The sequence below is a fragment of the Nocardioides cynanchi genome, assembly GCF_008761635.1.
Classification (GTDB): Bacteria; Actinomycetota; Actinomycetes; order Propionibacteriales; family Nocardioidaceae; genus Nocardioides; species Nocardioides cynanchi.
In genome coordinates this window covers 1,287,077-1,306,510 of record NZ_CP044344.1, presented here as the reverse complement: position 1 = coordinate 1,306,510, position 19,434 = coordinate 1,287,077, and the positions used below count along the sequence as shown (strand labels likewise).

The following is a 19,434-nucleotide window of genomic DNA, read 5'->3' as shown; positions in this document are numbered from 1 at the left end:
CCGTATCCTGTCCCCTCGTGGGTGCCGGCGATGTCTCCAAGCGGATCCTTCTGGGCCGAAAGCTCAGGAGCTCCCAGCTCGGTGAGACCCTCCTGCCCAAACGGATCGCGCTGCCGGTGTTCGCGAGCGACGCGTTGTCGTCGGTGGCCTACGCGCCCGACGAGATCTTCATCATGCTGTCCCTCGCGGGAGCCTCGGCCTACGTGTGGTCGTGGAAGATCGGCATCGTCGTCGCGATCGTCATGCTCACCGTCGTCGCGTCGTACCGCCAGAACGTGCACGCCTATCCCAGCGGTGGTGGCGACTACGAGGTGGCGACGGTCAACCTCGGTGCCAACGCCGGGGTCACGGTCGCGTCGGCGCTCCTCGTCGACTACGTGCTCACGGTCGCGGTGTCGATCTCGTCGGGCGTGCAGAACGCCGCGTCGGCGATCCCCTGGGTCCAGTCGCACGAGGCTGTGACCGCCGTGTTCCTCGTGATCGTGCTGGCGGCGCTCAACCTGCGCGGCGTGCGCGAGTCGGGTGCGTTCTTCGCCCTGCCGACCTACGGGTTCATGATCGGCGTGATCGGGATGGCGATCTTCGGGGCGGTGCGCGCCGCCCAGGGCGCCCTGCCCCACGTGGCGAGCGCGGACTTCCACATCCAGCCGGCTCCCGGATACGAGGGCCACCTCACCGGCATCGCCCTGATCTTCTTCCTGGCCCGCGCGTTCTCCTCCGGCAGCGCGGCCCTGACCGGGGTCGAGGCGATCTCGAACGGCGTCCCGGCGTTCCGCAAGCCGAAGAGCAAGAACGCCGCCACGACGCTGCTGCTGCTCGGCACGATCGCGATCACGATGCTGCTGAGCATCATCGTGCTGGCGAACAAGATGAACCTGAAGTACGTCGACCCCGCCGACATCTCCCGGCTGCGCGACGCCAACGGCGCCCCGATGCCGAAGGGGTACGACGAGCCGACGGTGATGGCGCAGCTGTCCAAGGCGGTGTTCACCGGCTTCACACCAGGCTTCTACTTCGTGCTCGCGATGACCGGCATCATCCTGATCCTGGCCGCGAACACGGCGTTCAACGGCTTCCCGGTGCTCGGGTCGATCCTGGCCAAGGACGGCTTCATGCCCCGGGCGCTGGGCTCCCGCGGCGACCGGCTCGCCTACAGCAACGGCATCATCGTGCTGGCCGGCTTCGCGATCGTCCTGATCGTGGCCTTCGACGCCCAGACCACCCGGCTGATCCAGCTCTACATCGTCGGTGTGTTCGTGTCGTTCAACCTCAGCCAGCTCGGGATGATCCGGCACTGGACCCGACACCTGAAGACCGAGACCGACCCGGCCACCCGACGGCGGATGTTCCGCTCCCGGCTGATCAACACCTTCGGCCTCGGCATGACGGCAGTGGTGTTCGTGATCGTGCTCCTCACCAAGTTCCTCGCCGGCGCCTGGATCGCGATCCTGGCGATGTGCATCTTCTTCGCGATCATGAAGGCGATCCGCCGCCACTACGACAACGTCAGCCGTGAGCTCGCCGCCGACGACGAGGACAAGATCCTCCCCACCAAGGTGCACGCGATCGTGCTGGTCTCCAAGCTGCACAAGCCGACGCTGCGCGCCCTCGCCTACGCCAAGGCGACCAGGCCCAACGTGCTGGAGGCGGTCTACGTCGGGCTCGATGACAAGACCACCAAGCAGCTGGTCCGGGAGTGGGACGAGCGCAACCTCGGGGTGCCGCTCAAGGTGCTCTACTCGCCATACAGAGAGATCGTGAAGCCGATCATCGACTACGCCACCCAGATCCGGGAGGCCAGCCCGCGTGGCGTCGTGGCGGTCTACATCCCGGAGTACGTCGTCGGCCGCTGGTGGGAGCAGCTCCTGCACAACCAGACCGCGCTGCGCCTCAAGGGGCGCCTGCTGTTCACCCCCGGTGTGATGGTCACGTCGGTGCCCTACCAGCTGTACTCCTCCCAGGTCGCCCGCGCTCGTGAGGAGCGCGAGCTGACCCGGGTCAAGGCCGGCGACCTGCGGCGCGGGGCCCCGAGTCGCGGCGGCGACGAGACCGGCCAGCAGATCCACCGATGACCAGGCGGACATCGCGCCGCCCGCGGGCCCGGGCGGCCAGGGGCGCGTCGCGCGTCGGAGAGCGGATCGAGGTCGAGGTCGGCCCGGTCGCCCACGGTGGGCACTGCGTCGCGCGGGTCCCGGCCGAGGCCCCCGCGGGTGACGAGCCGGCCCGCGACCGGGTGGTCTTCGTCCGCCACGCCCTGCCCGGCGAGCGGGTCGTCGTCGAGGTCACCGAGGGCTCCGACGGCGACAGCTTCTGGCGGGCCGACGCGGTGGAGGTCCTCGAGGCCTCCCCGGACCGGGTGCCGCCGCCGTGTCCCCACGCCCACCCCGGTGGCTGCGGCGGCTGCGACTTCCAGCACGTCGCCCCGGCGGCGCAGCGTGACCTGAAGGCGGCCGTGGTCCGTGAGCAGCTCTCCCGACTGGCCCGGATCGACCGCGAGGTCGAGGTCGAGGTGGTCCCGCCGACGCTCCGCTGGCGCACCCGGATGCGGTACGTCGAGCTGCCCGACGGCCGGCGCGGGCTGCACGAGCACCGCTCCGACCGGGTCGTCGAGATCGACGACTGCCTGATCGACGCCGGCGGCCAGGAGCCGGACGGCGGTGACCCGACGCTCGAGACCGTGGCCACGTCCTACGGCACCCACCAGTTCTCACTGGCGCCCGAGGGCTTCTGGCAGTCGCACCTGGAGGCCCCGCGCGTGCTCGTGGAGACCGTGATGCGCGGCCTGCGGCCCGCGCCGGGGGAGCGGGTGCTCGACCTGTACGCCGGGGTCGGGCTCTTCGCCGCCTTCCTCTCCGACGCCGTCGGGCCGACCGGCAAGGTGGTCGCGGTCGAGGGGGCCCGGGAGGCGTGCCGCCACGCCGGCGCCAACCTGGGTCGCGACCAGGTCAGGAGCCCGACCACCGTCGAGCACGGGACCGTCGAGCGGGTCCTGTCCACGTCGTACGACGAGCCGTTCGACCTGGTGGTCCTCGACCCGCCCCGCGAGGGTGCGCGCCGTGCCGTCGTCGAGCAGATCGTCGACCGCGCTCCCCGCGCCGTCGCCTACGTCGCCTGCGACCCCGCCGCGCTGGCCCGCGACCTGGCCACCTTCGCCGAGCTCGGCTACCCCCTCCGCGACCTCACCGCCTTCGACCTCTTCCCGATGACGCACCACATCGAGTGCGTGGCGGTGTTGGAACGGGAGCTGCGATCCCCGGTGCACCGGTGATCGCGCCGCTTCCCGGCCGAAATATCGGCCGAGAAGCGACTGGATCGGCTGGGTGGTGTGACGCGTGGGACGACCGACGCCGGCCGGCGCCCGGTGGCCACGGTTCGGGTTCGGCTGCTGTCGGCGCCCTGTGGCACGCTGCGGTCCATGCCGTGCGAGATCAGTGACGCGCGCGACCTGGTCGGACAGCTCGACGCGGTCACCGTGACCGAGCTGGGGCGCTACACGAAGCTCGAGGTGGAGGGCCGCACGTTCGGCTACCTCTGGGAGCCGACGGCCACGGTCGGTCTCAAGCAGACCATCGCCGAGCAGGTCGCCCTGGTCACCGAGCGGCCGCGGGTCTTCGAGAAGCAGTTCACCGCCTACGGCTTCGGCTGGGTGGTCGTGCATCTCGAGGGTGTCGAGCGCGACGAGCTGGCGGAGCTGGTCTTCGAGGCGTGGCGCCTGTCCGCACCGGCCGCGGTCCGCGACGAGCGGGGCGAGCGGCTGCCGGTGTAGGCCACCTGCGGGCTCACTCCAACAGGGCCCGGTGCGCGTGCACCCAGGCGACCTCGGCGGCCTGGTCGTCCAGATGCCCCTCGGCGACCCAGGTGCGTTGCGGCTCGACGCCCGCCTCGGCGAACGCCCGCTCGACGGCCATCGTCGCCTCCATCCGGCGGGCGATGGCCTCGACCCGGTCGAACGCCGGGAGGTCGCCGTACGCCGTCAGGAACGCCTTGATCCGCTCGCGCCGGTCCGGCACCTCCGGGAAGTGGTGCCAGTCCAGGGCGTGCTCGTCGCTGCGGGCCGGCGCGAACCACCGCAGCGCGTAGGCCACGTCGTCGAGGCGCGACCCGGGGTGCAGGAAGTCCCAGTCGATCAGGCCGACCGCCCGCTCGCCGTCCCAGACGAAGTTCCACGGCCCGGGGTCGCCGTGGCAGAGCACCGTCTCCGCCCCGTCGGCTGCCTGGCCGGACGTCGGGAGCGCCGCCCAGACCGCCTCGACCGGCGGCACCCAGCCGACCGACGCGTCGTGGATGCGGCGGAGCAGCCGTGCCGCCGAGGTCAGGCCGTCCAGCGAGTGCGAGGCGAACCAGCCGTCCCGCCCGGACGCGCCCGGTAGGTAGCCGAGGGTCTCGATCTCCGCGTCGATGCCGATCGGTTCGGGCACGCAGTCGAGCCCGGCCGAGCGCAGGTGACGCAGGAAGGCGTGCACCGTCGGGGTCCACGCCTGCGCCGGACGTCGTACGACGTCGCCGACGATCTCGATCGGCCTCAGCGCGTCGATCTCCCGCTCGGCAGACGCGGTCGGGCCGTCGTCCGACTTCGTCGTCATGGGGCGAGTCGACCACGACGGCCACCCGCGCGCCACCGGCTTTCGGCACCCCTCACGCCGGAGCGCGGACGGTGCGGAACGACGAGGCCGCGAGGGCGAGGGTCACGATCGCGAAGACCAGAGCGGCGAGGAGCAGTGCCGGCCGGATGCCCCAGGCGTCGGCCGCGAGCCCGGCCAGTGGGGCGACGACCACCATCACCGCCCGGTTGAGGGAGCGCAGCGTGGTGTTGGTCCGGGCCTGGAGCTCGTCGGGCGTGACCAGCTGCCGGAAGCTCATCTCGTGCGAGTTGCTCAGGCCCATGGCGAGGCCGTACAGACCCTGGCCGGCACCGAGGACCGCCAGCGAGGTCCACTCCCGGCCGCTGCCGGCCGCGGTCACCATCACCAGCACCCCCGCGGTCGAGATCGCGCGGCAGACGATGATCGTGCGCCCGGTCCCGAGCCAGAGTCCGACCCGGGTGGTGACGCCGGCGCCGAGGAGCGCCCCGAGCCCACCGAGGGCGCCGACGATCCCGAACTCGAACGGGGTCAGGCTCAACGTCCGCAGCGCGTAGGGAGCCAGCACCACCCCGACCACCGCGTTGCCCACGAACCATCCGTGGGTGGTCAGGGACAGGGTGACCAGGTCCGACTCGCGGTAGATCCAGCGGATGCCGTCGCGGATCTCGAGCACGAGGTCGCGGGCCGAGGCGCCCTGCCGCGACGCCGGCTCAGCCACCGAGATCCGGCCCAGGGTGACCGCCGAGACGACGTACGACGCGGCGTCCGCGAGGACGGCGACCGGCGCGCCCAGGAGGCCCACCAGCAGCCCGCCCAGGGCCGGTCCGGCGCTCATCGCCACGGCGTCCGCGCCGTCGATGCGCGCGTGGGCGCGCTGCAGGTGCCGGCGCTCGACCAGCCGGGGCAGGAAGGCCATCTCGGCGGCGCCGTGGATCACCGAGGCGGTCCCGTAGCCGAGCACCACGGCCAGGAGCGCGGGGAAGGTCAGCCGGTGCAGCCACCACAGCAGAGGGACCAGCGCCAGCAGGACGGCCTGCGCGAGGTCGGTGGCGATCATGACCGGCCGTCGCGGGTGCCGGTCGACCACGGCGCCGACCACGACCCCGAGCACCAGGAAGGGCAGCCACCGGGCCGCGTTCAGCCACCCGACCTGGGCGGCCGAGCCGTGCAGGGTCAGGACCACCAAGGTCTGCAGGGCGAGCAGGGTGATGTAGGTGCCGAACGACGAGACGGCCTCGGCGCGCCAGTACAGCCGGAACGACCGGGTGGGGAAGTCCTCGTCGCCGGTCATGACCGCATGGTGCCTTACCCCGGTTGGCGCCGGTCGCCGCGGCAATGTATCTTGATGTCAAGAGATCTACCCGCCTACCGGGCCTCCGTCGTACGGCGGCAAGATGGGTGGCGGACGCGGACGGACTTCACGAGGAGATGTGACGGATGGCGAGCAAGGACAGCTTCGGAGCCAAGGGCGCGCTCGAGGTCGGGGAGCAGAGCTACCAGATCTACCGGCTGTCCGCGGTCACCGGTGACGGGGTCGAGGACGGCGCGGTCGACAGCCTGCCGTTCTCCCTCAAGGTGCTGCTGGAGAACCTCCTGCGCACCGAGGACGGCGCCGACATCACCGCCGACGACATCCGCGCCCTGGCGGGCTGGGACCCCGAGGCCGACCCGGACAAGGAGATCCAGTTCACCCCGGCGCGGGTGATCATGCAGGACTTCACCGGGGTGCCGTGCATCGTCGACCTGGCCACCATGCGCGAGGCAATGGCCGAGCTCGGCGGCGACGCGACGAAGATCAACCCGCTGGCGCCCGCCGAGCTGGTCATCGACCACTCGGTGATCGCCGACGTCTTCGGCACCGCGGGCGCCTTCGAGCGCAACGTCGAGATCGAGTACGAGCGCAACGAGGAGCGCTACCAGTTCCTGCGTTGGGGCCAGGACGCGTTCGACGACTTCAAGGTCGTCCCGCCCGGCACCGGCATCGTCCACCAGGTCAACATCGAGCACCTCGCCCGCGTCGCCTTCACCCGTGAGATCGACGGAGAGCTCACGGCGTACCCCGACACCTGCGTCGGCACCGACTCCCACACCACGATGGTCAACGGCATCGGCGTGGTCGGTTGGGGCGTCGGCGGGATCGAGGCCGAGGCCGCGATGCTCGGCCAGCCGGTCAGCATGCTGATCCCGCGCGTGGTCGGCTTCAAGCTCTCCGGCGACCTGCCCGAGGGCTCGACCGCGACCGACCTGGTGCTGACGATCACCGAGATGCTGCGTCGGCACGGCGTGGTCGGGAAGTTCGTGGAGTTCTACGGCGAGGGAGTCACCGTGCTCCCCGTCGCCAACCGCGCCACCATCGGCAACATGAGCCCGGAGTTCGGCTCCACCATCGCGGTCTTCCCGATCGACGAGCAGACGATCAGCTACCTGCGCCTGACCGGCCGGCCGGAGGAGCAGCTGGCCCTGGTCGAGGCCTATGCACGAGAACAAGGCCTCTGGCACGATCCCACGGACTCGGCTTACCGGGAGCCGCGCTACAGCGAGCGGCTCGAGCTCGACCTGTCGACCGTCGTACCGTCCCTGGCCGGGCCCAAGCGTCCTCAGGACCGGGTCGAGGTCACCGGCGCCAAGGAGGCCTTCCGGGGAGCGCTGGCCGACTACGTCAGCGGTGACGAGCAGCAGGAGCAGGGGTACGACGAGGCGGTCGCCGAGTCCTTCCCGGCCTCCGACTCGCCCAGCCACGCCGAGGGCAACGGCGCGCCGAGCAAGCCGTCCGCGGCTCCGCGCGACGGCGGCCGCCCGAGCAACCCGGTCACCGTCACCATCGACGGCCAGGAGGTCGAGGTCGACCACGGGGCCGTGGCCATCGCCGCGATCACGTCGTGCACCAACACGTCCAACCCGAGCGTGATGATCGCCGCCGCGCTGCTCGCCAAGAACGCCGTCGACAAGGGCCTCGAGCGCAAGCCGTGGGTGAAGACCACCCTGGCGCCCGGCTCGAAGGTGGTCAGCGACTACTACGAGCGGGCCGGGCTCACGCCGTACCTCGACAAGCTGGGGTTCAACCTCGTCGGCTACGGGTGTACGACGTGCATCGGCAACTCGGGCCCGCTCATCCCCGAGGTGAGCGACGCGGTCAACCAGGCGGACCTGGCCGTGGTCAGCGTGCTGTCTGGCAACCGGAACTTCGAGGGCCGGATCAACCCCGACGTGAAGATGAACTACCTGGCGTCGCCGCCGCTGGTGGTGGCCTACGCGCTGGCCGGCTCGATGGACGTCGACCTGTTCGGTGACCCGCTGGGTCAGGACCAGGACGGCAACGACGTCTTCCTCAAGGACATCTGGCCGTCGCCGGCCGAGGTCGAGCGGGTGATCGGCGAGGCGATCACCTCGGAGATGTTCACCGACGACTACGCCGACGTCTTCGCCGGCGACCAGCGCTGGCGCGACCTGCCGACGCCGGAGGGCGACACGTTCGCCTGGGCCGAGGACTCGACGTACGTCCGGAAGCCGCCGTACTTCGACGGCATGCCGGACGAGCCGGAGCCGGTCACCGACATCGAGGGCGCCCGGGTGCTGCTGAAGCTGGGCGACTCGGTGACCACCGACCACATCAGCCCGGCCGGGGCGATCAAGAAGGACAGCCCGGCCGGCACCTACCTCGCCGAGCACGGTGTCGAGCAGCGGGACTTCAACTCCTACGGCTCGCGGCGCGGCAACCACGAGGTGATGATCCGCGGCACCTTCGCCAACATCAGGCTGCGCAACCAGCTGGCGCCGGGCACCGAGGGCGGGGTCACCCGTGACTTCACGGCGGGTGGCGAGGTGACGTCGGTCTACGAGGCGAGCCAGCACTACCAGGCCGAGGGCATCCCGCTCGTCGTGCTCGCGGGCAAGGAGTACGGCTCCGGCTCGTCGCGAGACTGGGCCGCCAAGGGCACCGCGCTGCTCGGGGTGAAGGCCGTGATCGCGGAGTCCTACGAGCGGATCCACCGGTCCAACCTGATCGGCATGGGCGTGCTGCCGCTGCAGTTCCCCGGTGGCAAGACCGCCGACGACATGGGCCTGACCGGCGAGGAGACGATCTCGATCTCCGGCATCACCGAGCTGAACGACGGCACCACGCCGCGCACGGTCACCGTCAAGGTCGAGTCGGCCGACGGCGAGCGCTCCGACGAGTTCGAGGCGACCGTCCGCATCGACACCCCCGGCGAGGCGTCGTACTACCGCAACGGCGGGATCATGCAGTTCGTCCTGCGCAACCTGCTCCGCGCCTGATTCAGCTCCAGGACCTCATCCGGACGGTGCCGTCTGTGGCACCGTCCGGATGACGTCAGCGGCGGTCGCAGGAATTTTGTCGGGCGCCCCCCTCGTTTCGGGCCGCTCGTCGCGTCACAGTGGGCGAGCGCGAAGGAGATCGCCGTGGAGACGCTGCACGAGAGGTTCGCCGACCTCGCCGAGGAGGCGCCGGACAGCCCGACACCGCCGAACCTGTGGGTGGAGGGACGTCGACGGGCGCGCGCCCGACGAGTCGGTACCGCCGTGGTCGTCGTCGCGATCCTCGCGCTGCTCTCCGGCGTCGGCGGCCTCGCCGGGCACCGTGCCGCGGCTCCTCAGTACGCCGGGCAGCCCGGCGAGGCTCCGGCGCTGCCGTCCCAGGTCCACCACCCGAGCCCCTGGCTCTCGGGGACCGGTGGCCAGCCGCCGGGGCAGCTGTCGATGCTGGTCCCGGGGAAGCGCGGCGGCTGGCGGCACTACCACTGGGGCGAGGTCGGGGTGTCGGCCACGACCGGCTCCTACCGCTACCTCGAGATCCCCGGCTGCCTCGACGTCTCCGGTCTGGCCCCGGACGGCCTGCACGTCTGGTGCTTCACCGGCAGGGGGTCGGGGGAGAGCGAGGTCTTGATCGGCCTGGCGGTCTACGACACCGTCACCGGGCATCTGGACCGGTGGTCCCCGCCGTCGGGCCGGGTCGGGCTCAACAGCGTGGCCTGGAGCGGCAACGACGCCCTCACGTTCCGTGCCGGGCCGACGTCGTACCTCTGGCACTTCCGGCACGGCGACCCGCAGCCCATCTCGGTCCACCTCACCTCAACGATCGGGACGGTCGGGAACGCCGGCCTGTACCAGGCTCCTCACCGTCGCGGCTACTTCTACCTGGACCCCGCCCGTCAGCGGCGGGTCGAGACGCTCACCCTGCGCGGCGGCGATCGGGTCACGGGCACAGCCGCCGTCACCGCGTCGGGTCGACGCGTGGTCACCACCGGCGCGTCCGGCAGCGGCCGGTGGCTCCTGGTCGCCGACGTGACCCCGCACGGACAGGTCAGCCGGTTCACCCGGGTCCCGGCGGCCGTGCACTGGCCGTGGCTCGTCGGCTGGGCCGACGAGAGCCACGTGCTGGTCGTGAGCCAGGTCTCTCCCGGTGGCTCCGACGCGCCGGCGGACCCCGGCCGGTATGCCCTGGACAGCGTGGACGTCGAAACGGGCCGGACGGTCCAGGTCGCCGGCATGAGCGACCAGCAGACCAGCTGGGGGGCCGCCTTCGCCACGTCGCTGCTGGGTCTGCCGACCCGTGACTTCCCGGCGCCGCCGGAGCCCATGGACCCGCGGCTCGAGGCGGGGCTCGGTGCCGGCGTGCTGCTCCTCGGTGCCGTCGCCCTGGTGTGGTGGAGGCGCCGTGTCCGACCTTGACGGTGGTCAGCGCGGCTTCGAGGAGTTCGTCGCCGCGCGCCGCGGCGCCCTGCTGCGTACGGCGTACCTCCTGACCGGGAGCCACCACGACGCCGAGGACCTCGTACAGACGACCCTGCTGCGCGTCGTCCCGAAGTGGGGCCGGATCTCGACCAGCCCCGAGGCCTACGTCCGCAAGGTCCTCGCCCGCGAGAGCGTGACGCGGTGGCGCGGCCGCCGCTGGCGCGAGCGCTCGACCGCCCACCTGCCCGAACCCACGGCGACGGAGCCGACCGACGACCGGATGGCTCTGCGCGACGCCCTGGCCACGCTGTCGCCGCGCCAGCGGGCCGTCCTGGTACTGCGCTACTACGACGACCTCACCGAGCCCGCGACCGCCGAGGTGCTGGGCATCTCGGTCGGGACCGTGAAGTCGCACGCCCGCGACGGCCTGGCCCGGCTGCGCGAGCTCGCCCCGCACCTGCTGACCGAGGGTGAGGACGCCGTGGCCGTGGGCCAGGACTGACCTGACGGGAAACCTCTCGCGCGCCGACCCCTCCGTGGCGCCCGCGGGACGTCCTACGTTCGGGTCGCCCGGGCAGCCGGTTCGGATGACGTCAGGGGAGCGGGACGCGGAGCACGGCGTCGTCGTTGAACGACGTCACCCAGACCTGGCCACCCGAGACCAGGGCGTCGAGGTTGGCCTGGTCGAAGAGCTGGTCGGCCTCGCCGAGGGCGACCCGGGAGACGGGCTCGCGGGTGACCGGGTCGACGGTGACCACTGTGGGACCGGCCTGGGAGACGGCCAGCACGGTCCCGTCCGGGGCCACCGTGACCGGGTCGGGGGCCTCCGGTCCGGGCAGCCGGGCGATCACGTGCAGGGTCTCGGCGTCGAGGACCAGGAGCCGGTTGCCGGCCGTGCAGGCGACCCACAACCGGCCCTGCTCGAGGGCCATGCCCTGCGGCCCGCGGCAGACCTCCGGCGAGCGCCAGAGGTGGCCCGTGCCGGGGTCGATCCGGAGCACCTGGCCGTCGGCGTAGTGCGACACGTAGAGCCAGCGCGGCCCCGCGGTCACCAGCCGGGCCCCGACCCCGATCTCGATCCGGTGGGTCACCGTGACCGTCCGGGGGTCGATGCGCAGCAGCCTTCCTGCGTCCTGGGCGACCACCCAGAGCGAGCCGAACGCCGCGGTGACCCCTTCGGGTCCGGCGCCGGTCGGGACCCGGTCGGTGATCGTGCCCGAGACCGGGTCGACGCGGACCAGCTGCTCGGCGCCGAACGACGTCACCCAGAGCGCGTCGTGGGCCCACGTGGCGCGCAGCGGTGTGCCCGGCACCTCGACGACGAGGTCGGGCTCCGTCGCGCCGGCCGGGACCCGGCTGACCGCGTCGCCACGGGCGCTGACCGCCCAGACCGCACCGGCCTCGCCCCTCGCCAGACCCACCGGCCCGGCACCCACCTGGATCGCCTCGACCGTGGACGATCTCATGGTCCGGGACGCTAGGCAGGTCGGCCGGTGCTGTCGAGGGCTGGACCCACCCGTTACCGAATCGTGCCGCCCTCGTGACCTGCGGAAGCCGGACGGGACGACGAGCGTCCCGTCCGGCACCGGTCTGCAGCTGCTACTTGACCTCGCTGCGCAGCAGCTTCCAGACCCCGAACGCGAGCGGCAGGAGGAGCCACACGGACCCGGTCAGCGCCAGCTGGGCCCAGTCCTGGGTGGTGAACCCGCCGTCGTACATCGAGTTCTGCTTGAAGCCGAAGTCGAGCCAGGGCTGGGCCTTCTCGAACCACGCGTTGTTGGCGGCCAGCAGCATCGACAGGGTCGGGAACACGAACCAGTAGACGAAGTAGCCGACGATCGCCGCCGCGGAGTTGCGGGTGACGACACCGAGCATGAAGCCGACCAGCATGCCGAGGAGGTCGGCGCCGACGATGTAGGCGATGGCGGTGGGTCCGAGGTCCCAGGTGGTGTCGACGCCGGCCAGGTTGCTGCCGACGACGTTGCCGACGGCGCCGATGGCCAGGGCCACCGCCATCGAGGCGAGCCCGACGGCGAGGGTGACGGCCAGCTTGGCGCGGATCACCCGTCCGCGGTGCGGCACGAGGGTGAACGTCGTCAGACCCGCCCGCTGGCTCCACTCGCCGGTGACCGACAGGATCGCCAGCACCGGGAGCAGGATCGTCATCGGGACGCCGACGGCGCCCGCGAAGCTGTCGTAGGTGAGCCCCGCGTCGGAGGAGAACAGGACGACGGCGACGGTCGCGATCAGGCCGGTGGCGGCGATGCCGACCATCAGCCAGAAGCCGGACCGGGTGTCGAACATCTTGCGCAGCTCGACACCGGCCACCGTCCGGAACGGGATGGGTGCGTGGCGGTCGCCCGCCTCGGATCTCTCGACGGCGCGGCCGTCGATCACGGCCGCCTCAGTGGTGGTGGTTGCGGTGCTCATGCTGCTACGTCCTCTCGTGCGTTGTCTGCGGTGAGCTCGAGGAACATCTCCTCGAGGCCGGCCCCGTCGGCGGGGCGCAGCTCGGTCAGGGGTACGCCGGCCGCGAGCGCGACACGCCCGACCTCGGCTGCCTCGGCGTCGGTACGGATGCCTCCGAGGCCCGGTGTGGCCGTGTGGCCGGCGGCGGTGAGGGCAGCGGACAGCGTCGGTACGTCCGCCGCCGCGGCGAAGGTGCCGGCCGAGGCCAGCAGCTCGCCCTTGGTGCCCGACGCCACGATCCGGCCGTTCCCGATCACGACGAGGTCGTCGGCGACGACCTCGATCTCGTGCAACAGGTGCGACGAGAGCAGCACGGTGCCGCCCCGGTTGGCGAAGCCGCGCAGCAGGTCGCGCATCCACCTGATGCCGGCCGGGTCGAGACCGTTGGCGGGCTCGTCCAGGACCAGGACCTCGGGGTCACCGATCAGGGCGGTGGCGATGCCCAGGCGCTGCCGCATCCCGAGCGAGTAGTCGCGCACCCGGCGACCGGCCTCGGTCGGCGTCAGGCTGACCAGGTCGAGCATCTCGTCGACGCGGTCCCCGGGGACCCGCATGGTGCGCTGGGCGAGGGTCAGGATCTCGCGTCCGGTCCGGCCCGCGTGCTGGGCGGAGGCGTCGAGGAGGACCCCGATCTCCCGGCCCGGGTTCGGCAGGTCGGCGTACCGGCGGCCGAGGACCGTGGCGGTTCCCGACGAGGCCGGGGTCAGCCCGACGAGGATCCGCATCGTGGTGGACTTCCCGGCGCCGTTGGGGCCGAGGAAGCCGGTGACGCGGCCGGGCTCGGCCCGGAACGACACGTCGTCGACGGCGGTGAACCCGCCGTAGGTCTTGGTGAGTGAGTCAACTGTGATCATGCCGAGGACTCTGCTGGTCCGGAGGCCCTCCCGGCATCGGGGAGGTTGCTGAGACCGCCTCTGGTCCCGACCCCGGTAACCCCTAGGGGCCGCCCGGGGGTCGGCTCGGGGTCGGGCACACTGGGGGCATGCTGGTCATCGGCGTCGCGCTGCTCGTGCTGGTGGCGTCCGTCCTGCCGGTGACCACCGGCCTGGGCTCGCGACGTCGCGGCACGTCGGTCCCGGTGGCGGTGCTGGCGGGCCTGGCGTTCCCGTTGACCTGGGTCTGGTGGTACGTCCACGACGAGGACCCCTACCGGCACGCGGACCGGGCCCATGCGCTCTGAGACCCTGCGCGTCCACACCGGTGGCCGCGAGACGGTGCACGACCTCACCCGCGAGTGCGCGGAGTTCGTCGCGGCGTACGACGGGTCGGCGTCGGGTCTGCTGCACGTCTTCGTGCCGCACGCGACTGCCGGGATCGCGATCCTCGAGACCGGCGCTGGATCCGACGACGACCTGCTGGCGGCACTGGCCGACCTGCTGCCGGCCGACGACCGCTGGCGGCACCGGCACGGCTCCGCGGGGCACGGTCGGTCCCACGTGATGCCGGCACTGATCCCGCCGTACGCGACCGTCCCGGTGGTGGACGGGCGGCTGGCCCTCGGCACCTGGCAGAGCATCTGCCTGGTCGACCTCAACGTGGACAACCCCGACCGTGAGGTCCGGCTGTCGTTTCTGGAAGGGTGAGGCCATGGCAGAGCGCGAGCAACCCTGGTCCGACGACCGGCCCGAGCTCGGACGGATCCTGGTGCTCACCGCCAACCCGATCTCTGCTGCCGTCGAGGCGATCGCCACGGCCGCGGGCCGCGAGGTGGTCGTGCTTGCCGAGGACGACGGTGGCCCCGGCCTCGCCTCCCTGGCCCCGGCCGAGGGAGACGCGGTGCTGCTCTGCGACCACGACGCGCCCGACGCACCGCAGTTCCTGCGCGACGCGCTCGCCTCGCCCGCGTCGTACGTCGCGATGATGGCTAGCCGCGGTCGCGCCGCGCGGATCAAGGAGGAGCTCGCCGGCGCGCCGGGGCTGGACAAGCTCCACGTCCCGGCCGGCCACGACCTCGGCGGCAAGGGGCCCGGCGAGATCGCGCTGTCGGTCGTGGCCGAGATCGTGGCGGAGTCCTACGGCAGGCCCGGTGGTTCCCTCCGTGGCTGAGCGCGGCTGACCTTGGCCGATCTCTCCTGGCAGGTCGTCGTCATCGTCGGTCTGGTGGCCGCCGTGGGTGCCTTCGTCCAGGCCGTCGTCGGCCTCGGGCTCGGGCTGCTCACCGCTCCGGTCGCTGCCCTGCTCGCACCGTCGCTGGTGCCGGCCCTGCCGCTGTGGCTGGCGCTGCTGATCTCCGGGCTGATGCTCGCGGGGGAGCGGGCGCACGTGGACTGGCGGGCGATCGGCTGGTCGCTGCCGGCGCGGGTGCCGGGGACGGTGCTCGGCGCGTGGCTGGTCGGATCGTTCACCGAGTCCCAGATCGGGGTCGCCCTGGCGGTGATGGTGCTGGTCGCGGTGGCGCTGTCGTCGATGCGCAACCTCGTCGTACCCCTCAACCCGGCCAGCCTGGCGATCGCGGGCTTCGTCGCCGGCGCATCGGGCACGGCCACCTCGATCGGCGGCCCGCCGATCGCGCTGCTGTTCCAGCGCGAGCGGCCCGAGGTCGTGCGGGCCACCCTGTCGGTCTTCTTCTTCGTCGGGGTGCTGATCAGCCTGAGCGGACTGGCGCTCTCCGGCTCCCTGGACCGGACCGCGTCCCTGCTCGCGCTGGCCCTGGCCCCGGGCGTGGTGCTCGGCTTCCTGGTCGGCAGCGTCTCCCGTGACCGGATCGACGCCGACGGCTTCCGACGCGCCGTCCTGGTGGTCTGCACGATCTCGGCCCTCGCCCTGCTGGTCCGTTCCCTGGTCTGACCCCTCCGAACTCCCGCCCCGTGGCGTAGGAGTGAGTGAGGATGTCCCACGAAGGAGGACCCCGATGGCCGCGGACCTGCGCGATCGGCTGGGCGACCTGGCCGGCGCGACGCCGCCCGGCGCCCCACCGAACGACCTGTGGAGCCGCGGCGTACGACGTCGTCGGGTCGGGCAGGCGGGCACCGCTCTCCTCGTCGCCGTGCTGGTCCTGTTGGTCGGTGTCGGCGGCTGGGCCTGGCACAGCGCCCGCGTCGTCGCCCCGGCCGACCCGGGTTCGGTGACGCAGGTGCCCGACCGGCTGTTCCCGCCGAGTCCGTGGCTGCACTCCTACGACGGACCTCCGGGTCGGCTGATCGCCGTGATCCCCGCGATCCAGCGCACCTTCTGGCACGAGCAGAACGGCTACGTCGGGGTGACCGCGGCCACGGGACACTACGGGTTCCTGCACCTGCCCCGCCGGGTCCCGGATCTCACCTTCGCCGACCCGGTGTCGCTGTCGCCCGACGGACGACGGCTCGCGGTGTGGGTCACCGGCCGGGTGCGAGGGCGACCGAACTCCCCGGCGCCGGTCAGCGGCCTGGACGTGCACGACCTGGTCACGGGCGCGGTGCAGCGCTGGCGGCCCCCCACGGTGCACGGGCTGTCGACCGACCGGCTGACCTGGGCCGGCGGCGACACCCTGCTCGTCGACGTCGGCCAGTACGTCCATGGCGCCGGCTCCCCGGACGAGGGTGCCGCCGTCGGGTACCGGACCTATCGCTGGGACCTTCCGTCCGGCCGGCCCGAACCGCTGCCGGAGTCCCTGCAAGATCTCAACAGCACGGCCACCGGCCACCGGCTGGTGACCTACCACGCCCGGTCAGCGCTGGTCACCGACCTCGACGGCCAGGCGGCGCCGGTCCGGGTCACCTGGGCCGGCGCTCAGCATCAGCCGATGTCGGTGAACCCCTCGGGCAGCCGGCTGGTCGGGCTCCAGGGGCAAGGCAACAACGGCAACCTGGTCACCGGCCGGATCCCGGCCGGAGGGGGAGCCCTGCTCGGCTACCAGACCCTGACGGTGGGCCGGTCCCGGCACGCCTACGCCGTCGACGGCTGGCTGGACGACCACCACGCGATCGTCGAGGTCGGCGTCACGGGTGCCGATGCCCGCGGGGAGCTCGACAGCGTCGACGTCCGCACCGGCCGGGTCCGGCCGTTGATCGGCCACTTCGTGCTCTCGCAGGTGGCCACCGACCTGCTGACCGGCCCGTCGGTCCACGCGAGTCCGCCTTCCAGCCCCCCCGACCCGCGCAAGGTCCTCGGCTGGTCGGTGGCGCTGGCGATCCTGCTCGGCCTGGTCACACTCGTGGTGCGGGGGACCCGTGTCAGCCGGCCGTGACGACTTCGAGGCGTTCGTGGCCGCGCGGTACGACGCGCTGCTGCGCACGGCGTACCTCCTGACCGGCGACCACCACGACGCCGAGGACCTGCTCCAGCAGTCGCTGGTGAAGGCGGTCGGCGCGTGGGGCCGGATCGTCGGGGACCCGGAGCCCTACGTGCGCACGATCCTGGTCCGGCAGAACGTCTCGCGCTGGCGGCGGCGGCGCTGGCGGGAGGTGCACACCGACCTGGTGCCCGACCGGGCGGAGCAGGACGACGGCGCCGAGGACCGGATGCAGCTGCAGCAGGCGCTGGCCCTGCTGGCGCCCCGCCAGCGCGCGGTGATCGTGCTGCGCTACTACGAGGACCTCACCGAGGCCCAGACCGCGGAGGCGCTCGGCATCGCGGTCGGTACGGTGAAGTCCCAGGCGCGTGATGCCCTGAAGCGGCTGCGGGAGAGCGTCCCCGACCTCGCCGAGGAGCTGGTGTCGCCCTGACCCGCCCGGTCCGGCCGATAGCCTGCGCCCCGTGCCCAACCCCTCCGCCCGCCGTGCCGTCGTCGGGATCCTCGCCGTCCTGCTGCTGGCCGGGATCGGCTACCAGATCTACCGGATCCAGAAGCCGTCGCACGGAGGCGACCCCGGCAACGACATCCCCCAGCTCGCGTCGGTGCAGACCTTCGACTACGCGGGTGGGGATCACACCAGCGACCCGGTCACCTACGCCCAGACCCCTCCGGCCGGCGGCCCCCACGACCCGGCCTGGGAGGACTGCGGCGCCTACCCGCAGCCGGTCCGCAACGAGAACGCCGTGCACGCCCTCGAGCACGGCACGGTCTGGGTCACCTACCGGCCCGGGCTCGCGGCGGCCGACGTCGCCGCGCTGACCTCCGCCCTGCACGCAGTGAAGAGCGGCAAGACCATCCTCTCGCCGTACGACGGCCTGCCGGCGCCCGTGGTGGTCACGGTGTGGGACGCCCAGCTCGACCTCACCGGTGCCGACGACCCCCGCCTGGCGACGTTCCTCGGGTTCTACGGCGACGGCCACACCGCCCCGGAGCCGAACGCCTCGTGTGCGGGAGGCGTGCACGCCCTGGCGGGACGTTGAGCCCCGTGATCAGTCGTGGGGCGGCTGGCGGGTGACCTGGAGCTGGCGCTCGGTGTCGGCGAAGCCGACGGACCGGTAGATCCGGATCGCGAGGTAGTCCGGATCGGCGACCATCACCAGCGTGCGGGCGCCGAGCTCCTCGAAGCCGTAGCGGCTGGCGCGGTGCACGAGGGTGCCGGCAAGGCCGCGGCCGCGGGAGTCGGGGTGGGTCTTCACGTGCTGGAAGCGGGCCAGGCCGGGGGAGGCGGTGAAGAGCCCGAGCGAGGCGAGCAGCGTCGCGCCGTCGAACGCGCCCCACCACGCGCCGTACCCCTGCTCGACCAGGCTCCGCTCGGCCGCGGTCCGGGCGGTGCAGAAGGCGCGGTTGTAGCCGAACTCCTCGCCGACCATGCTGAGCTCGACCTGCTGGGACCAGTCGTCGTCGGAGACCAGGGTCCGGACGGCCGCCTCGGTGTTGGGGTGCGGAGGCGGGTGTACCTCCGTCGCGGTCATCACGCTGAGCACCTCGGTCTCCATGCCGAGCGCGGCGAAGGCCGCGAGGTCGGCGAGCTCACCCGTCGTACCGTCGACACCGAAGGTGCGATGCCGGGCCTCGGGGAACTCCCGCTCGAACGTCGTCACCCACCCGTTCGCCTCCTCCGCGTCGCGGGGTGCGTGGGGGAGCAGCAGGTGGTTGCCCCACCAGAAGGTCGGGTTGTCCGGCGTCCGCACCACCAGGTAGCCGCCGCGGTCGGTGACGGTGCTGCCGGAGAGCTCGAGCATCGCGAGGTCGGTGCGGTAGGCCAGCGAGTCGATCTCCATGGCGGCACCGTACGCAGGCATGGCAGCGTGGCGCGCATGAGTTTCGAGGTGCGACCGGAGCAGCCGGCCGATCGGGAGTCCGTACGACGCGTGGTCACCGCGGCCTTCGGCGCCGACGACCCGGCGCACGGGGCCGACGTCGCCGCGATCTGGGAGGGTCTGGGCCACCACCGGCGAGCGGGGCTCGTGGCGGAGGAGCGCGGTGCGGTGCTCGGTCACGTCGGGCTCAGCCGGGCCTGGGTGGACGCCCGCCGGGAGCTGGTCGAGGTGTGGGTGCTCAGCCCGCTGTCCGTCGTACCGGAGCGACAGGGGGCCGGCACCGGTTCGGCCCTCGTGGCCGCCGCCGTCGCGACGGCGCGGGGGAGCGGGACGCCTGCCCTGTTCCTCGAGGGCAGCCCGTCCTACTACGGCACCCGGGGCTTCGACCGCGCCGACCGGCGCGGCTTCCTGCCGGCCGCGCTCGAGCGGACGCCACGCCCGGCCTTCCAGGTCGTGCTGTTCGACGCGCACGAGCCCTGGATGACCGGTCAGCTGATCTACCCCGACGTGTGGTGGGAGCACGGTGCCGCGGGACTGCGCGACCCGCGCCTGGCCGACCTGGAGGAGCGGTTCGGCATCTCCGATTGACTCGAACACC

20 protein-coding genes are annotated in these 19,434 nt (G+C 72.4%); 14 read left to right on the top strand and 6 right to left on the bottom strand.

Going from position 1 to position 19,434, the window contains the following annotated elements; all coding sequences use genetic code 11:
- Positions 1-17: 17 nt before the first annotated feature.
- The 3 genes from E3N83_RS06505 to E3N83_RS06495 all read left to right on the top strand — a co-directional run bounded on the left by E3N83_RS06505 (position 18) and on the right by E3N83_RS06495 (position 3,766).
- On the top strand, positions 18-2,072 hold the full coding sequence (locus E3N83_RS06505; RefSeq protein ID WP_151082523.1) for an APC family permease: 2,055 nt from the start codon (positions 18-20) through the stop codon (positions 2,070-2,072).
- The gene (locus E3N83_RS06500) at positions 2,069-3,268 is read left to right on the top strand and encodes a class I SAM-dependent RNA methyltransferase (RefSeq protein WP_151082522.1); all 1,200 of its coding nucleotides are present in this window, start codon (positions 2,069-2,071) and stop codon (positions 3,266-3,268) included. The genes E3N83_RS06505 and E3N83_RS06500 overlap by 4 nt, the downstream gene beginning before the upstream one ends.
- Positions 3,269-3,415: 147 nt before the next feature.
- Positions 3,416-3,766, top strand: coding sequence for an MmcQ/YjbR family DNA-binding protein (locus E3N83_RS06495; RefSeq protein WP_151082521.1), 351 nt, complete (start codon positions 3,416-3,418; stop codon positions 3,764-3,766).
- Positions 3,767-3,779: 13 nt separating this feature from the next.
- Here E3N83_RS06495 and E3N83_RS06490 read toward each other — a convergent pair whose 3' ends face one another.
- Positions 3,780-4,583, bottom strand: coding sequence for a phosphotransferase enzyme family protein (locus tag E3N83_RS06490; protein ID WP_151082520.1), 804 nt, complete (start codon positions 4,581-4,583; stop codon positions 3,780-3,782).
- Positions 4,584-4,635: 52 nt separating this feature from the next.
- A complete protein-coding gene (locus E3N83_RS06485) occupies positions 4,636-5,874 on the bottom strand; it encodes an MFS transporter (protein ID WP_151082519.1) in 1,239 nt (412 codons plus the stop codon).
- 146 nt (positions 5,875-6,020) lie between these two features.
- Here E3N83_RS06485 and E3N83_RS06480 point away from each other — a divergent pair, with 146 nt between their 5' ends.
- The 3 genes from E3N83_RS06480 to E3N83_RS06470 all read left to right on the top strand — a co-directional run bounded on the left by E3N83_RS06480 (position 6,021) and on the right by E3N83_RS06470 (position 10,776).
- A complete protein-coding gene (locus E3N83_RS06480; RefSeq protein ID WP_151082518.1) occupies positions 6,021-8,858 on the top strand; it encodes an aconitate hydratase in 2,838 nt (945 codons plus the stop codon).
- A gap of 144 nt (positions 8,859-9,002) precedes the next feature.
- Entirely contained in the window at positions 9,003-10,271 is a 1,269-nt protein-coding gene (locus tag E3N83_RS06475; protein ID WP_151082517.1) for a hypothetical protein, read from the top strand.
- Positions 10,258-10,776, top strand: coding sequence for a SigE family RNA polymerase sigma factor (locus tag E3N83_RS06470; RefSeq protein WP_151082516.1), 519 nt, complete (start codon positions 10,258-10,260; stop codon positions 10,774-10,776). The genes E3N83_RS06475 and E3N83_RS06470 overlap by 14 nt, the downstream gene beginning before the upstream one ends.
- 91 nt (positions 10,777-10,867) lie before the next feature.
- On the opposite strand, the gene E3N83_RS06465 is transcribed toward E3N83_RS06470, so the two are convergent.
- From E3N83_RS06465 to E3N83_RS06455, 3 genes are all read right to left on the bottom strand, one after another.
- Positions 10,868-11,740 carry a Vgb family protein gene (locus E3N83_RS06465; protein ID WP_151082515.1) on the bottom strand — a complete coding sequence of 291 codons (873 nt, stop codon included), beginning with the start codon at positions 11,738-11,740 and terminating at the stop codon, positions 10,868-10,870.
- 133 nt (positions 11,741-11,873) lie between these two features.
- Positions 11,874-12,704 carry an ABC transporter permease gene (locus tag E3N83_RS06460; protein ID WP_151082514.1) on the bottom strand — a complete coding sequence of 277 codons (831 nt, stop codon included), beginning with the start codon at positions 12,702-12,704 and terminating at the stop codon, positions 11,874-11,876.
- The gene (locus tag E3N83_RS06455; RefSeq protein ID WP_151082513.1) at positions 12,701-13,597 is read right to left on the bottom strand and encodes an ABC transporter ATP-binding protein; all 897 of its coding nucleotides are present in this window, start codon (positions 13,595-13,597) and stop codon (positions 12,701-12,703) included. The genes E3N83_RS06460 and E3N83_RS06455 overlap by 4 nt, the downstream gene beginning before the upstream one ends.
- A 128-nt stretch (positions 13,598-13,725) precedes the next feature.
- On the opposite strand from E3N83_RS06455, the gene E3N83_RS06450 reads away from it, so the two are divergent.
- The 7 genes from E3N83_RS06450 to E3N83_RS06420 all read left to right on the top strand — a co-directional run bounded on the left by E3N83_RS06450 (position 13,726) and on the right by E3N83_RS06420 (position 17,996).
- Entirely contained in the window at positions 13,726-13,923 is a 198-nt protein-coding gene (locus E3N83_RS06450; protein WP_151082512.1) for a hypothetical protein, read from the top strand.
- Positions 13,913-14,326, top strand: a complete 414-nt coding sequence (locus E3N83_RS06445; RefSeq protein WP_151082511.1) for a secondary thiamine-phosphate synthase enzyme YjbQ — start codon at positions 13,913-13,915, stop codon at positions 14,324-14,326. Before E3N83_RS06450 ends, E3N83_RS06445 begins: the two co-directional genes overlap by 11 nt.
- Positions 14,327-14,330: 4 nt before the next feature.
- Positions 14,331-14,789, top strand: coding sequence for an XdhC family protein (locus tag E3N83_RS06440; protein ID WP_151082510.1), 459 nt, complete (start codon positions 14,331-14,333; stop codon positions 14,787-14,789).
- Between the two features lie 12 nt (positions 14,790-14,801).
- Positions 14,802-15,530 (top strand): sulfite exporter TauE/SafE family protein, encoded by a 729-nt coding sequence (locus tag E3N83_RS06435; protein ID WP_151082509.1) that lies wholly within the window; start codon positions 14,802-14,804, stop codon positions 15,528-15,530.
- 64 nt (positions 15,531-15,594) lie between these two features.
- A complete protein-coding gene (locus E3N83_RS06430; RefSeq protein WP_151082508.1) occupies positions 15,595-16,908 on the top strand; it encodes a hypothetical protein in 1,314 nt (437 codons plus the stop codon).
- Positions 16,892-17,386, top strand: a complete 495-nt coding sequence (locus E3N83_RS06425) for a SigE family RNA polymerase sigma factor (protein ID WP_151082507.1) — start codon at positions 16,892-16,894, stop codon at positions 17,384-17,386. The genes E3N83_RS06430 and E3N83_RS06425 overlap by 17 nt, the downstream gene beginning before the upstream one ends.
- A 31-nt stretch (positions 17,387-17,417) precedes the next feature.
- Entirely contained in the window at positions 17,418-17,996 is a 579-nt protein-coding gene (locus E3N83_RS06420) for a DUF3105 domain-containing protein (RefSeq protein ID WP_202879339.1), read from the top strand.
- Positions 17,997-18,005: 9 nt separating this feature from the next.
- On the opposite strand, the gene E3N83_RS06415 is transcribed toward E3N83_RS06420, so the two are convergent.
- On the bottom strand, positions 18,006-18,797 hold the full coding sequence (locus E3N83_RS06415; RefSeq protein ID WP_151082505.1) for a GNAT family N-acetyltransferase: 792 nt from the start codon (positions 18,795-18,797) through the stop codon (positions 18,006-18,008).
- Between the two features lie 36 nt (positions 18,798-18,833).
- Between E3N83_RS06415 and E3N83_RS06410 the strand changes: the two genes are divergently transcribed.
- A complete protein-coding gene (locus tag E3N83_RS06410; protein WP_151082504.1) occupies positions 18,834-19,424 on the top strand; it encodes a GNAT family N-acetyltransferase in 591 nt (196 codons plus the stop codon).
- Positions 19,425-19,434 lie beyond the last annotated feature (10 nt).